This is a genomic window from Massilia suwonensis (assembly GCF_042655665.1).
Classification (GTDB): Bacteria; Pseudomonadota; Gammaproteobacteria; order Burkholderiales; family Burkholderiaceae_D; genus Telluria; species Telluria suwonensis.
Genome location: NZ_JBHSMR010000013.1, coordinates 1151341 through 1163907, shown reverse-complemented (window position 1 = coordinate 1163907; position 12567 = coordinate 1151341). Strand labels below are relative to the sequence as shown.

Below are 12567 nucleotides of genomic sequence, written 5' to 3'. Positions count from 1 at the left end.
CGACGTGCGAAAGCACCGGGTGACGCGCCAACGTCGCCCGGTGCTTTCGTGCTTTTCGAACCCGATTAACGCGCCGGCAGCACTGTCCCCGCCACCTCGCCGAAGCCGATCCGCGGGCGGCCATCGCGCGCCGCCCAGCCCCGCATCACGATCCGGTCGCCGTCTTCCAGGAACACGCGCTGCTCGCCGTTCGGCAGGCTTAAAGGCTGCTTGCCTCCCGCGCTCAGTTCCAGCAGCGAACCGGCTTCGCGCGCATCCGGTCCCGATTGCGTGCCCGAGCCAAGCAAATCGCCCGCACGCAGCGCGCAGCCGTTGACCGTGTGGTGCGCCACCAGCTGGGCCACGCTCCAGTACGAATGGCGGAAGTTCGACTGCGAGATGCGCGCCGGCGCGACACCTTCACGGCGCATGCCCTCGGTCTCGATCAGCACCTCGAGCTCGATGTCGAACGCGCCCTCAGCACGCAGCGCCGGATAGTCGAGGTAGGGCAGCGGCTGCGGATCGGCAGCGTCGCGCTGCCAGGCGGCGCGATAGGGCGCCAGCGCTTCCAGCGTGACGATCCAGGGCGAGATCGTGGTCGCGAAATTCTTCGACAGGAAGGGGCCGAGCGGCTGGTACTCCCAGGCCTGGATGTCGCGCGCCGACCAGTCGTTCAGCAGGCACAGGCCGAACACGTGCTCCTCGGCCTGGCCGGCCTCGATAGAGTCGCCCTGCGCATTGCCGCCGCCGACAAAAATGCCCACTTCCAGTTCGTAGTCGAGGCGGCGGCTGGCACCGAACTGCGGCTCGTTGCCGGAGCTTGAACGGGTCTGCCCGCGCGGCCGGCGGAAATCGCGGCCGGATACGCCGATGGTCGAGGAGCGGCCGTGGTAACCGATCGGCACCCATTTGTAGTTCGGCAGCAGCGGCTCGTCGGGGCGGAACAGCTTGCCGACCGAGGTCGCGTGGTGGATCGAGGTATAGAAGTCGGTGTAGTCGCCGATTTGTGCCGGCACCGCGTACTCGGCATCGGCCTGCGCGATCAATACGTCCGGCCGCGCCGGCGCATCGCTGCGCAGGAAGCGCGACAGCGCCAGGCGCAGCGCCGACCAGGCGGCGGGACCGGCGTCCATCAAGCCGTTCAACTGCTCGCGCGCCGCCAGTTGCAGGGCCGTACGCGCGGCGCCAGCGAAAGCGTCGCCCAGCGCCGCCAGGTCGACGACCTGGTCGCCGATCGCCACGCCGCCGCGGTAGGCCTCGCTGCTGCCGCGCCGGCGGAACACGCAGAAGGGCAGGTTCTGGATCGGGAAATCGGACCCACCGCCGTTGGCGGAATCGACCCAGCTGGTCAAGGATGGATCGTGGGTTTCGTTCAGTTGCGTGCTCATGCCTTGTTCCGGGTGAAGTGTTTATGGAAGCCCTGCCAGCACTGGTAGTACGCCGGCTGCAGCTGGGGCGAAGAGAGCGCGTGGGCCGTGGGGCAGATCATGTCGCGCGTCTCGAACATGAAGGCCATCGTCGCGTCGACCTTGTGCGGCACGCTGGTGTCGGCATTGCTCGCCTTGTCGAAGGTCGGCGCATCCGGTCCGTGCCCGCTCATGCAATTGTGCAGGCTGGCGCCGCCCGGACGGAAGCCCTCGGACTTGGCGTCGTACTGCCCCTCGATCAGGCCCATGAATTCGCTGGCCACGTTGCGGTGGAACCAGGGCGGGCGGAAGGTGTCTTCGGCGGCGAGCCAGCGCGGCGGGAAGATCACGAAGTCGAGCGTGTCCACGCCCGGCGTATCGGAAGGCGCCTGCAGCACGAGGAAGATCGACGGGTCCGGATGGTCGTAGCTGATCGAGCCGATGGTATTGAAGTGACGCAGGTCGTATTTATAAGGCGCGTAGTTGCCGTGCCAGGCGACGACGTCGAGCGGCGAGTGGCCGATCTTCGCGCTCCAGAGGTTGCCGCCGAATTTGGCGACCAGTTCGAAGTCGCCTTCACGGTCTTCATACGAAGCGCGCGGCGTCAGGAAGTCGCGTGGATTGGCCAGGCCGTTCGAGCCGATGGGGCCCATGTCCGGCAGGCGCAGCAGCGCGCCGAAGTTTTCGCAGACGTAGCCGCGCGCCGCGCCGTCAGGCAGGCGGACCTGAAAGCGGATGCCGCGCGGGACTACCGCGATCTCCTGCGCTTCGATGTCGAGCACGCCGAGTTCGGTCGCGATCGACAGGCGGCCCTGCTGCGGCACGATCAGCAGCTCGCCGTCGGCGCTGTAGAAGAAGCGATCCGTCATCGACTGGTTCGCGGCGTAGAGGTGAATCGCGCAGCCCGTCTGCGCCAGCGGAGAGCCATTACCCGCCATCGTCACCAGACCGTCGACGAAGTCGGTTGGCGCATCCGGCATCGGCAGCGGATCCCAGCGCAGCTGGTTCGGCGGCGCGGCGACCTCGTCGAAGCGGCTGACGATGCGGCCGTTGTCGATCTGGCGGAACGGCTGGTGCATCGCGGCCGGGCGGATGCGGTACAGCCAGGAGCGCCGGTTGTGGGCGCGCGGCGCGGTGAAGGCGGTGCCCGACACCTGCTCGGCATACAGGCCGTAAGGTGCGCGCTGGGGCGAGTTCTGGTGCGCGGGCAGGGCGCCAGGCAGGGCCTCGGTCGCGAACTCGTTGCCGAAGCCGGACTGGTAGCCGGGGTGGTCGAGATTGGTGGTCACGCTTGTCTCCTGAAAGGACGGTTTCAGGACAATGTAGTGCAGCGCGCCGACTTTTGCGATATAAATAGAAAAATTCTAAGTATTTCTAACGTAAATAAAGCTGACCATGGACTTGCGCGAACTGGACCTGAACCTGCTGCTGGTCTTCCACGAAGTCTTCCGCGAGCGGCAGATCTCGAACGCCGCCAAGCGCCTGAAAGTGACCCAATCCGCCGTCAGCAATGCCCTCGCGCGGCTGCGGCGCACGACCGGCGACGAGCTCTTCGTGCGCACGCTGGAGGGCATGCAGCCCACGCCCTACGCCCAGCGCATGGCCGAGCCGGTGGCCGCGGCGCTGGCCCAGATCGAGCAGGCCTTCCAGCCCGACGCGCCTTTCGATCCGGCCCACAGCCGCCGGCGCTTCACGCTCGCCATGACCGACGTCGGCGAGCTGTATTTCATGCCGCTGCTGGCGGCAGCCTGCGCCGAACGTGCGCCCGGCGTCGATATCGCATCGGTGCGCGCCGGCCAGGTCGACCTGCGCGCGGAGCTGGAAGCGGGGAGGGTGGATGCGGCGATCGGCGCCTTCGAGGACGCCCCGGCGGTGCTGTACCAGCGCCGCCTGTTCCGCCAGAGCCATGTGTGCATGTTCCGGCGCGGCCACCCACTAGGTGAGGGCGAGCTGACGCTCGAACGCCTGGTGGCGGCGCGTCACCTGCTGGTGACGGCCATGGAAAGCCCCTACGACAAGATCAACGAGGCGCTGGGACAAGCCGGCATCGCGCTCGGCACGGCAACCAGCGTGCCGCATTTCGCCGCCGTGCCCTACATCCTCGGCACGACCGAGCTGGTGGCGGCGGTGCCGCAAAAGCTGGCCGAACGCGCCGCCGCGCCTTTCGGGCTGCAGTACGTCGATTCGCCGCTGGCGCTTACGCCGTTGCAGACCAACGTCTTCTGGCACCGGCGCTACAACCAGGACGAGGGCAACCGCTGGCTGCGCGCCCTGATCGTGGAACTGTTCGCGGAATAGGCCTTATTTCTTGGCGCTGCGCGTGGCGTGACGCGTGCGGTGCTTGCGCCGCGCCGTCGTCCGGTGCGGGCGCTTGTGCGCCGTCTTCGTCTCGCCGGCCTTGGCCCGCTGCTTGTTGACGATGCGCGCCGCGACTTCATCCTCGCGGCCCTTGTAGCGCTTCTCCTTCTTGAACTTGCGTTCGAGTTTCTTGGCTTCGCGCTCGCGGCGCGGACTGGCTCCTCGTGGCATGGCATCTCCTTAATGTGTTGAGACGATCTTACTGAAGAATGCCCCGCAAAGACGCACGCTTCGCCGCTTTACTCGACATCGGTATCGAAGGTCTCCTTGACCAGCTTGCGCAGCCAGATATTCGCCGCATCGTGCTGGAAGCGCGGATGCCAGAACTGGCGGATGCCGAAGGGCGGCACGCTCACCGGCGTCTCGACCATGCGGATGCTTTTATAGGTCGCGAACTTGGTCGCCAGCTCGCGCGGCACGGTGGCGATCAGGTCCGGGTTCTGCTCGATGATCATCGGGACCGTCAGGAAGTGCGGCGTCGTCAGGTAGATGCGGCGCGGCTCGTTGCCTTGGTCGATGACGGCGTCGTAGGCGTCCTCGATGCGGCCGGAGAGCGAGACCACGATGTGCTCCAGCGCGAAGAACCGCTCGCGCGTGAGCGTTTCGCCGATGGCCCGGTTGCCGCGGTTGACGATGGTGACGAAGGAACGCGCGAACAGCTGCTGCTGGAACAGGCCATCCGGCACCGAGTGCAGGGAGCCGAGCGCCAGGTCCGCCTCGCCGCTTTCCAGCATGGTCCCGATCTGCTGCACGGGCACCTGCAGCGTGCGCAGCGTGCAGCCGGGCGCGGCGCGGCGCAGCTGGGCGATCAGGCGCGGCAGGAAGATCAGCTCGCCCATGTCGGTGAGGCAGAGGCCGAAGCTGCGCCGCGCGGTGGCGGCATCGAAACCCTCGCGCACCAGCAGCTCGCCGCGCACCGTCTCCATCACCGCCTGCACCGGCGCGACCAGTTCCAGCGCGCGCGGCGTCGGCTGCATGCCGCTGCCGGTTTTCAGGAACAGCGGATCGCCGAAGAAGCTGCGCAGCCGTTTCAGCGCGTGGCTCACCGCGCTCTGCGACATGTCCAGCTCTTCGGCGGCGCGGCTGACGTTGCGCACTCGCACCAAGGTATCGAAAACAGGCAGCAGGTTCAGATCCAGATTGCTGTCCAGCCCCGCGTTATGTACCTTATTCATACACGCTATCGATGAATGATGATTGTCAGATAATACGCGAGCTCGTATCGTCTGCCTATCGACATCGCAGTCCAAAACCGAGGAGACAATCGTGGCAGAGAAAAAATTCGCATCCCAGGCCGACCTGGAAGAAAAGAAGACCAGCTTCATCAAGCTGTCCGACAATGCCTATGCCTACACGGCCGAAGGCGACCCGAACTCGGGCGTGATCATCGGCGACGACAGCGTGATGGTGATCGACACCACGGCGACTCCGCTGATGGCGCAATCGCTCATCAAGCACATCCGCAGCGTCACCGACCTGCCGATCAAGTATGTCGTGCTGTCGCACTACCACGCCGTGCGCGTGCTGGGCGCCTCGGCCTACTTCGAGGAAGGCGCCGAGCAGATCATCGCCTCGCGCGGCACCTACGAGCTGATCGTCGAGCGCGGCGAGCAGGACATGAAGTCGGAGATCGAGCGCTTCCCGCGCCTGTTCGCCGGCGTCGAATCGGTGCCGGGCCTGTCCTGGCCGACCATGGTCTTCGAGAAGGAGATGACCATCTTCATGGGCAAGCTCGAAGTCAAGCTCGCCCACATCGGCATGGGCCACACCAAGGGCGACACCATCGCCTGGATCCCGTCGCAGAAGATCTGCTTCTCGGGAGATTTGGTCGAATACGGCGCGGCCGCCTACACCGGCGACGCCCAGCTGGAAGAATGGCCGGCCACGCTGGAAGCGCTGCGCGCGCTCGGCGCCGAGAAGCTGGTGCCCGGCCGCGGCGAAGCGCTGGTGACGCCGCAGCAGGTCAACGAAGGCATCGACTACACCAAGGATTTCGTCACCACGCTGCTCTCCAGCGCGAAGGAAGCGGTGGCCGCGCAGATGACGCTGAAGGAAGCCATGGTCCACGTGCGCAGCAAGATGGACCCGAAGTTCAGCCAGGTCTTCATCTACGAGCACTGCCTGCCTTTCGACGTGACGCGCGCCTACGACGAAGCCAAGGGCATCAAGCATCCGCGCATCTGGACCGCGGAGCGCGACCAGGAAATGTGGCACTCGCTGCAGGCTTGACGGGGCAGGGCGCGATCATGGACATCGATTACCAACGCTGCGAATTCGCGTACAGGCCGGGCAGCGGGCAAGAGCACCAGCGCCACCCGGTGGTCGTGGTCGGCGCCGGCCCGGTCGGCCTCGCCACCGCGATCGACCTGGCGCAAGGCGGCGTGCCGGTCGTTCTGCTCGACGACGACAACAAACTCTCCGCCGGCTCGCGCGCCATCTGCTTCGCCAAGCGCACGCTGGAAGTCTTCGACCGCCTCGGCTGCGGCCAGCGCATGGCGGATAAAGGCGTCAGCTGGCACGTCGGCCGCATCTTCCACCGCGACGAGGAGGTCTACAACTTCGACCTGCTGCCCGAAGAGGGCCACCAGCGTCCGGCCTTCGTCAACCTGCAGCAGTACTACGTCGAAGGCTACCTGCACGACAGGGCGCAGGAACTGCCGAATCTCGACCTGCGCTGGCGTTCGCGTGTGACCGGCCTGGTCCAGCACCCCGGCCACGTAGCGCTGACGGTGGAGACGCCGGAAGGCGAGTACGTGCTGGAAGCGGCTTATGTGGTTGCCGCCGACGGCGGCCGCAGCACGGTGCGCGGCCTGCTCGGCCTGGAAAGCCACGGCCGCAGCTTCCGCGACCGTTTCCTGATCGCCGACGTCAAGATGACGGCGGACTTCCCGGCCGAGCGCTGGTTCTGGTTCGATCCGCCTTTCCACCGCGGCCAGTCGGTGCTGCTGCACCGCCAGCCTGACAACATCTGGCGCATCGACTTCCAGCTCGGCTGGGACGCCGATCCGGTAGCGGAGAAGGCGCCCGAACGCGTCATCCCGCGCATCAAGGCCCTGCTGGGCGAAGACGCCCAGTTCGAACTCGAGTGGGTCAGCATCTACACCTTCTGCTGCCTGCGCATGGACGACTTCCGCCACGGCCGCGTGCTGTTCGCGGGCGATTCGGCCCACGGCGTCTCGCCCTTCGGCGCCCGCGGCGCCAACAGCGGCGTGCAGGATGCGGACAACCTGGCCTGGAAGCTGCGCCTGGTGGTCGAAGGCAAGGCCCCGGACGCGCTGCTCGACAGCTATGCGAAGGAACGTGAAGTCGCGGCCGACGAGAACATCCTGAACTCGACCCGCGCCACCGACTTCATCACGCCCAAGAGCGACGCCAGCCGCATGTTCCGCGACGCCGTGCTGCAGCTGGCAAAGGAGCAACCCTTCGCCCGCAAGCTGGTCAACAGCGGCCGCCTGTCGATGCCTTCGACCTATGCCGACTCGGCGCTGAACACGCCGGACCTCGACGGCTTCGCGCAAGCGATGCGTCCCGGCGCACCGGCCGCGGATGCGCCGCTGCTGAACGCGGGCCAGCGCGACTGGCTGCTGCGCCACACGGGCGGCGACTTCACCGGCATCTATTTCGCCGGCAGCGTGCGCGATGCCGAGGTGGCGGCGCAGGCGGCGGCACTGGCTGGCGAGGCGATCCCGGTGAAGACGCTGGTCATCGCGGCGCAAGGGCAGGGCGGCCCCGGCATGCTGGAAGACGCCGAAGGCCTGTTCGCGGCGCGCTTCGACGCGACGCCGGGCAGTTATTACCTGCTGCGTCCCGACCAGCACGTGTGCGCGCGCTGGCGCAGCTTCAACGTCCAGGCCGTGCGCGCCGCCGTGGCCCGCGCTACTAGTAACACAGCCGCACCGCGCGCGATCGAACAACCCGTCCTTCAGATGGAGCATGCATGAACGCCCGATTGAACGTCGAACCTAACGTTGCCGAGCCAGACGCGTTCTATGAGCTGCTGGTCGATACCCACCAGGACCTGAGCAACGAGCAAAGCGGCATGCTCAACGCCCAGCTGGTGCTGCTGCTGTCGAACCACATCGGCGACCTGGCCGTGCTGCGCGAAGCCTTCGCCATCGCGCGCGCCAACGTCGCCCCGGCTAGCGCGTAGCCAGCAGGCGCGAACTGCCCGCCACCAGCAGGGCGGCGACACCCAGCCCGGCAAACGCCAGGTGCAGGCCTACCGCGTGCGAGATGAAGCCGATCAGCGCGGGGCCGGCCAGGATGCCGGCGTAGCCGATGGTCGTGATTGCACTGACAGCCAGGCCCACCGGCATGTCCTTCTGCTTGCCGGCCGCAGTGAACAGTACCGGCACGATGTTCGAGGCACCGATCCCGACCAGCAGGAAGCCCAGCAGGGCCATGGCCGGCAAGGGCGCCAGCACCACGGTGAAGAAGCCGGCGGCGGTAGCCAGGCCGCCGATCAGTAGCACGCGCATGCCGCCCCAGCGCCGCACGACGCGGTCACCCGTGAGGCGTCCGGCCGTCATCGCCACCGCAAACACCGCGTAGCCAAGCCCGCCCAGGTCGGCCGCCAGTCCGGTCACGCCGGTGAGAAACACGGCGCTCCAGTCGAGCACCGCACCTTCGGCGAGGAAGATCAGGAAGCACAGCAGGCCGATCAGGATCACGGCGCCGTGCGGCATGACGAAAAACGGTGCGTCGCGCTCCGCGGCCGGCGCCGTGCGCAGCAGATGCGGCGCGGCCAGTACGAGCGCCGCCGCGGCCAGCGCCGCCACGACGCCGCACGCAAGAAGGGGCGACATGCCCACTCCCAGCAGCAGCGCCATCCCGCCCGCGCCGGCGAAGCCGCCCACGCTGAACAGGCCGTGAAAGCCCGACATCAGCGCGCCGCCTTGTTCCTTTTCGACGATCATCGCCTGGATGTTCATCGCCACGTCGAGCGCGCCGAAGACCAGCAGCGCAAGGCCCTGCAGCAGCGGCGTCGGCGCCAGCGCCAGCAAGGGCAGCACCAGGCAGCCGACGGCGCCCGAACACAGGATCACGGGACGGCAGCCGAAGCGCGAGGCCAGCATGCCGGTGAGCGGCATGGCGGCCAGCGAGCCGACGCCCAGGCACAGCAGCAGGAGGCCGAGCTGCGCTTCTTCCAGCTGCAAACGCGCCTTGGCGAAGGGGACGAGGGCGGCCCAGGCCGACATGGCGATGCCGGCCGCGAGAAAGGCGAAACGGGTGGACCAGCGGTGTTGCGAAGGGGTGTGCTGCAAGACGGCTCCAGGAAGGGAACGCGGAGCCCGCGACGATAACAGGTTTCGCCGGGCGCCGCGCGCCGCCGGCCGTGCGCCAGCGCGCTGAAGAGTCAGGAAGCGCGGCGCTGCGCGCGCTGCTTGTCTGTCGGGGCATCGCTGCCCAGCACTTCGTTCAGGCGCGCCACCAGGTTTTGCCGCGCCAGCACCGCGTGGCCGTCCGTCAGCTTCACCGCCAGCTTCACGTCCCCCGCCTTGATCGCCTTGGCGATCGTCTCATGCTCGTCCCAGATCGCTTCGCGCTGGCCTGCGGACTGCAGCACGGCGCCCATCACGCGGCGCAGGTGGACCCAGTGCAGCTGGGTCGTCTCGAAAATCAGCGGGTTGCCCGAGGCGCGGTAGATCGCGCTGTGAAAGGCGATGTCCGCCTCGACCATCGCCTTGACGTCCTTGCCGCGCGCGGCGCGCCGGCCGGCCGCGATGATGTCGGCGCCGATGTCGGCCTTGCGTTCCGCGGCGAGCTTGGCGGCCAGGGTGTCGAGGGCGCCGCGCACCTGGTACAGGTTGCCGATCCATTCCGGATCGAGTTCGGCCACGAGCAGGCCGCGGCCGGGCGCGTCCTGGACCAGACCATCCTTCTTCAATAGCCGCAGCGCCTGCAGGACGGGCGAGCGCGATACGTTCATCTGCTCGGCGATCTCTTCCTGCGTGATGCGGGTGCCCGGCGGCAGCGAGCCGTCGCTGATGGCGTCGAGCAGGGTCTTGTAGACCTCGTCGACCAGATCGGGACGTACCTGAATTTTCGAGAGTTTGGTCAGCATGGTTTCACCTTTGTATTCAGTATACGTCGAATGGCAACGAAGTCAATTTTGCCGTGTCGAGTTCGCCGCGGACGTGCGGACAGGTTTCAGGAAAACGCTTGACATTCATTCCGAACCGGCGAAGAATGAACTCTGTATACAGAATACCGAACACAGAAAGCCGCAGCCAATCGATACCAGAGGAGACACCATGAACACCCGAGACAAGACCGCCGAAGTCGCAAGCCAAGCCGCCGCCCAGCCTGTCGTCAAGAAGCTGATCCCCTTCGGCGGCTACCACACCAACAAGGTGCCCGGCCACGATCCCGAGCTGACCGAGGTCGGTCCCGGCACGCCGATGGGCGAGTACATGCGCCGCTTCTGGCATCCGGTCTGCATGTCGCTGGAGCTCACCGACACGCCGCACTTCCTCAAGATCCTGGGCGAGGAACTGGTCGCCTTCCGCGACGGCTCGGGACGCGTCGGCCTGCTGCATGCGCACTGCGTGCACCGCGGCGCCTCGCTCGAATACGGCGCGATCCAGGACAAGGGCATCATGTGCTGCTACCACGGCATGGTGTTCGACATCGACGGCACCTGCCTGCACGTGCCTTTCCCGAAAGGCGAGGAGAAGGAAGGCGAGAAGTACGCCTGCTCGATCAAGCAGGGCGCCTATAAGGCCTTCGAGCGCAACGGCCTGGTGTTCGCCTATATGGGGCCGCCGGAAGAAGAGCCGCCTTTCCCCGAGTGGGAGGGCAACTTCACCGTGGCCGAAGGCGACGAGCTTGTCCCCTACAGTAACTTCCAGCACTGTAACTGGCTGCAGGTGCAGGACAACGCGGCCGACAACTTCCACCCGACCGCGCTGCACTCGGCCAAGAACGTCGTCAACAAGCAGTTCCAGGGCACGACCTTCGACGAGGTCGGCGCAGCCTCGATGGAAGTGGCGCCCGACATGCAGTTCATCCCGATCCACGGCGGCCGCGGCCTGGCCTGTGCCGGCGCGCGCCGCGTGAACAAGGACAAGCTCTTCGTGCGCGTCCAGCACCAGGTGCTGCCGAACCTGAGCCTGCACGCCTATACCTCGGAAGACGGTTCCAATAAAAAGCTGTTCTCGCGCTTCCACATCGTGCGATGGACCGTGCCGGTCGACGACGTCAACAGCAAGATGATCGGCTGGCGCGTGATGGGTCCCGGCATCGACACCCGCGGCGTCGGCAACAAGGAGATGGTCGGCTACGAGACCATCGACTTCCTCGAAGGGCAGGTCGCGATGCGCCGCCCCGAGCGCTTCGGAAAATACAAGCTGGAAGACCTGCCGCCGATCCCGAGCGACCACCGCGCCCGCGAAAACTACAAGGAGTGCCAGTACGCGCCGGGCGACTACGAAGCCATCATCAGCCAGCGTCCGATCGCGGTGCACGCACTGGAAAACCCGACCAAGTTCGACGCCGGCGTTTTCCAGTTCCGCAAGATGCTGCGCGACGCCGTGCGCGGCACCAATCCGGCCGCCGGCCCCGAGCAGTTCGCCGCATGGCTGCGCGAAAACGGCGCCGCGCCGAACAGCTACTGCTCCGGCAACGTGCTGGAAGTGCCGGAAGGCGCGACGGTCGAAGAAGAGGTGAAGCGCCGCCGCCACGTGACGCGCCAGATCGTGGCCATCCTCACCGAGAGCGAGCAGCTCAAGGGCGACGAGCGCGCCGCTTTCGTGCGCCGCCGCTTCGACGAGCTCGAACAATCGACCAAGAGCTGATGCACTGGCCGAGCAGGAGACAGACATGGAAATGAACCAGACCTTTATCGGCGTCAGCCGCCCGCAGACGAACCTGTTGCTGGTGGTGCGCCAGATCCGTTACGAGGCCAGCGGGATCAACTCGTACGAGCTGACCGACCCGGAGGGCGGAGAACTGGCGCCCTTCACGGCCGGCGCCCACATCGACATCCATCTCGCCAATGGCATCGTGCGCCAGTACTCGCTCTGCAATTCGCCGATGGAGCGCCACCGCTACGTGATCGCGGTGCTGCGCGACGAGAAGGGGCGCGGCGGCTCGAAGGCCCTGCACGACTCTCTGCGGGTGCAGGACATCGTCACCGTCAGCGCCCCACGCAACAATTTCAAGCTGGCGCCCGCGGCGAAGAAGGTGATCCTGCTCGCCGGCGGCATCGGCATGACGCCGCTGAAATCGATGGCGCATGCGCTGGAAGCGACCGGCGTGCCTTTCGAACTGCACTACTGCGCCAGGAACGCCGGCTGCGTCGCCTTCCGCGAGCAGCTTGAATCAAGCTGGGAGCACGGCAAGCTGCACTTCCATTTCGACCATGGCGACCCGGCCCGGGGGCTCGACATCGCCGGCTTGCTGCGCACGGCCGGCGAGGACACCCACCTGTTCTACTGCGGCCCGGGCGGCTTCATGAAAGCCTGCGCCGAGGCCTCCAGCCACTGGCCGGCGGGCACCGTGCACTTCGAGCACTTCAAGGCGCCCGAGCCGCCGCCCGCTGCGCTTGACGCAATCGCACCCGGCAGCTTCATGGTGAAGATCGCCAGTACCGGCGCGCTGCTCGAAGTGCCGGCCGAGCGCAGCATCGCCGACGTGCTGGAAGAAGCCGGCGTCCACATCGAGACCTCCTGCCAGGCCGGCCTGTGCGCGACCTGCAAGATCCGCTTCCTGGAGGGCGAGGTCGACCACCGCGACTACATCCTGGACGACGGTGAACGAGGACAGTGGCTGACCGCCTGCGTATCGCGCGCAACGAGCGGCACCCTGGTGCTCGACCTGTAGC

At 66.8% G+C, this 12567-nt stretch carries 12 protein-coding genes; 6 read left to right on the top strand and 6 right to left on the bottom strand.

Annotated features, from left to right (window positions below; all coding sequences use genetic code 11):
• Positions 1-65 precede the first annotated feature (65 nt).
• Together fahA and hmgA are read right to left on the bottom strand one after the other, a co-directional pair.
• The gene (gene fahA / locus ACFPQ5_RS13180) at positions 66-1367 is read right to left on the bottom strand and encodes a fumarylacetoacetase (protein WP_379756143.1); all 1302 of its coding nucleotides are present in this window, start codon (positions 1365-1367) and stop codon (positions 66-68) included.
• Positions 1364-2674, bottom strand: a complete 1311-nt coding sequence (gene hmgA / locus ACFPQ5_RS13175) for a homogentisate 1,2-dioxygenase (protein ID WP_379756140.1) — start codon at positions 2672-2674, stop codon at positions 1364-1366. The genes fahA and hmgA overlap by 4 nt, the downstream gene beginning before the upstream one ends.
• Positions 2675-2780: 106 nt before the next feature.
• On the opposite strand from hmgA, the gene ACFPQ5_RS13170 reads away from it, so the two are divergent.
• Entirely contained in the window at positions 2781-3683 is a 903-nt protein-coding gene (locus ACFPQ5_RS13170) for a LysR family transcriptional regulator (RefSeq protein WP_379756137.1), read from the top strand.
• A 3-nt stretch (positions 3684-3686) separates the two neighbouring features.
• Here ACFPQ5_RS13170 and ACFPQ5_RS13165 read toward each other — a convergent pair whose 3' ends face one another.
• Together ACFPQ5_RS13165 and ACFPQ5_RS13160 are read right to left on the bottom strand one after the other, a co-directional pair.
• Positions 3687-3914 carry a hypothetical protein gene (locus ACFPQ5_RS13165; protein ID WP_379756134.1) on the bottom strand — a complete coding sequence of 76 codons (228 nt, stop codon included), beginning with the start codon at positions 3912-3914 and terminating at the stop codon, positions 3687-3689.
• Positions 3915-3982: 68 nt separating this feature from the next.
• Positions 3983-4918, bottom strand: a complete 936-nt coding sequence (locus tag ACFPQ5_RS13160) for a LysR family transcriptional regulator (RefSeq protein ID WP_379756131.1) — start codon at positions 4916-4918, stop codon at positions 3983-3985.
• 91 nt (positions 4919-5009) lie between these two features.
• Here ACFPQ5_RS13160 and ACFPQ5_RS13155 point away from each other — a divergent pair, with 91 nt between their 5' ends.
• The 3 genes from ACFPQ5_RS13155 to ACFPQ5_RS13145 are packed head-to-tail and all read left to right on the top strand — an operon-like array spanning position 5010 to position 7893.
• Positions 5010-5972 (top strand): MBL fold metallo-hydrolase, encoded by a 963-nt coding sequence (locus tag ACFPQ5_RS13155; protein ID WP_379756128.1) that lies wholly within the window; start codon positions 5010-5012, stop codon positions 5970-5972.
• A gap of 17 nt (positions 5973-5989) precedes the next feature.
• Entirely contained in the window at positions 5990-7684 is a 1695-nt protein-coding gene (locus ACFPQ5_RS13150; protein ID WP_379756125.1) for an FAD-dependent oxidoreductase, read from the top strand.
• A complete protein-coding gene (locus ACFPQ5_RS13145; protein ID WP_379756122.1) occupies positions 7681-7893 on the top strand; it encodes a DUF2783 domain-containing protein in 213 nt (70 codons plus the stop codon). The genes ACFPQ5_RS13150 and ACFPQ5_RS13145 overlap by 4 nt, the downstream gene beginning before the upstream one ends.
• Here the strand turns inward: ACFPQ5_RS13145 and ACFPQ5_RS13140 are convergent.
• Positions 7883-9007: an MFS transporter gene (locus tag ACFPQ5_RS13140; protein WP_379756119.1), complete on the bottom strand. Its 1125-nt coding sequence runs from the start codon at positions 9005-9007 to the stop codon at positions 7883-7885. The two genes, ACFPQ5_RS13145 and ACFPQ5_RS13140, sit on opposite strands and share 11 nt — an antisense overlap.
• 92 nt (positions 9008-9099) lie before the next feature.
• The gene (locus tag ACFPQ5_RS13135; protein ID WP_379756116.1) at positions 9100-9807 is read right to left on the bottom strand and encodes a GntR family transcriptional regulator; all 708 of its coding nucleotides are present in this window, start codon (positions 9805-9807) and stop codon (positions 9100-9102) included.
• A 190-nt stretch (positions 9808-9997) separates the two neighbouring features.
• On the opposite strand from ACFPQ5_RS13135, the gene ACFPQ5_RS13130 reads away from it, so the two are divergent.
• Together ACFPQ5_RS13130 and ACFPQ5_RS13125 are read left to right on the top strand one after the other, a co-directional pair.
• Positions 9998-11539, top strand: a complete 1542-nt coding sequence (locus ACFPQ5_RS13130) for a Rieske 2Fe-2S domain-containing protein (protein WP_379756113.1) — start codon at positions 9998-10000, stop codon at positions 11537-11539.
• A gap of 31 nt (positions 11540-11570) precedes the next feature.
• The gene (locus tag ACFPQ5_RS13125; RefSeq protein ID WP_379760107.1) at positions 11571-12566 is read left to right on the top strand and encodes a PDR/VanB family oxidoreductase; all 996 of its coding nucleotides are present in this window, start codon (positions 11571-11573) and stop codon (positions 12564-12566) included.
• Position 12567 lies beyond the last annotated feature (1 nt).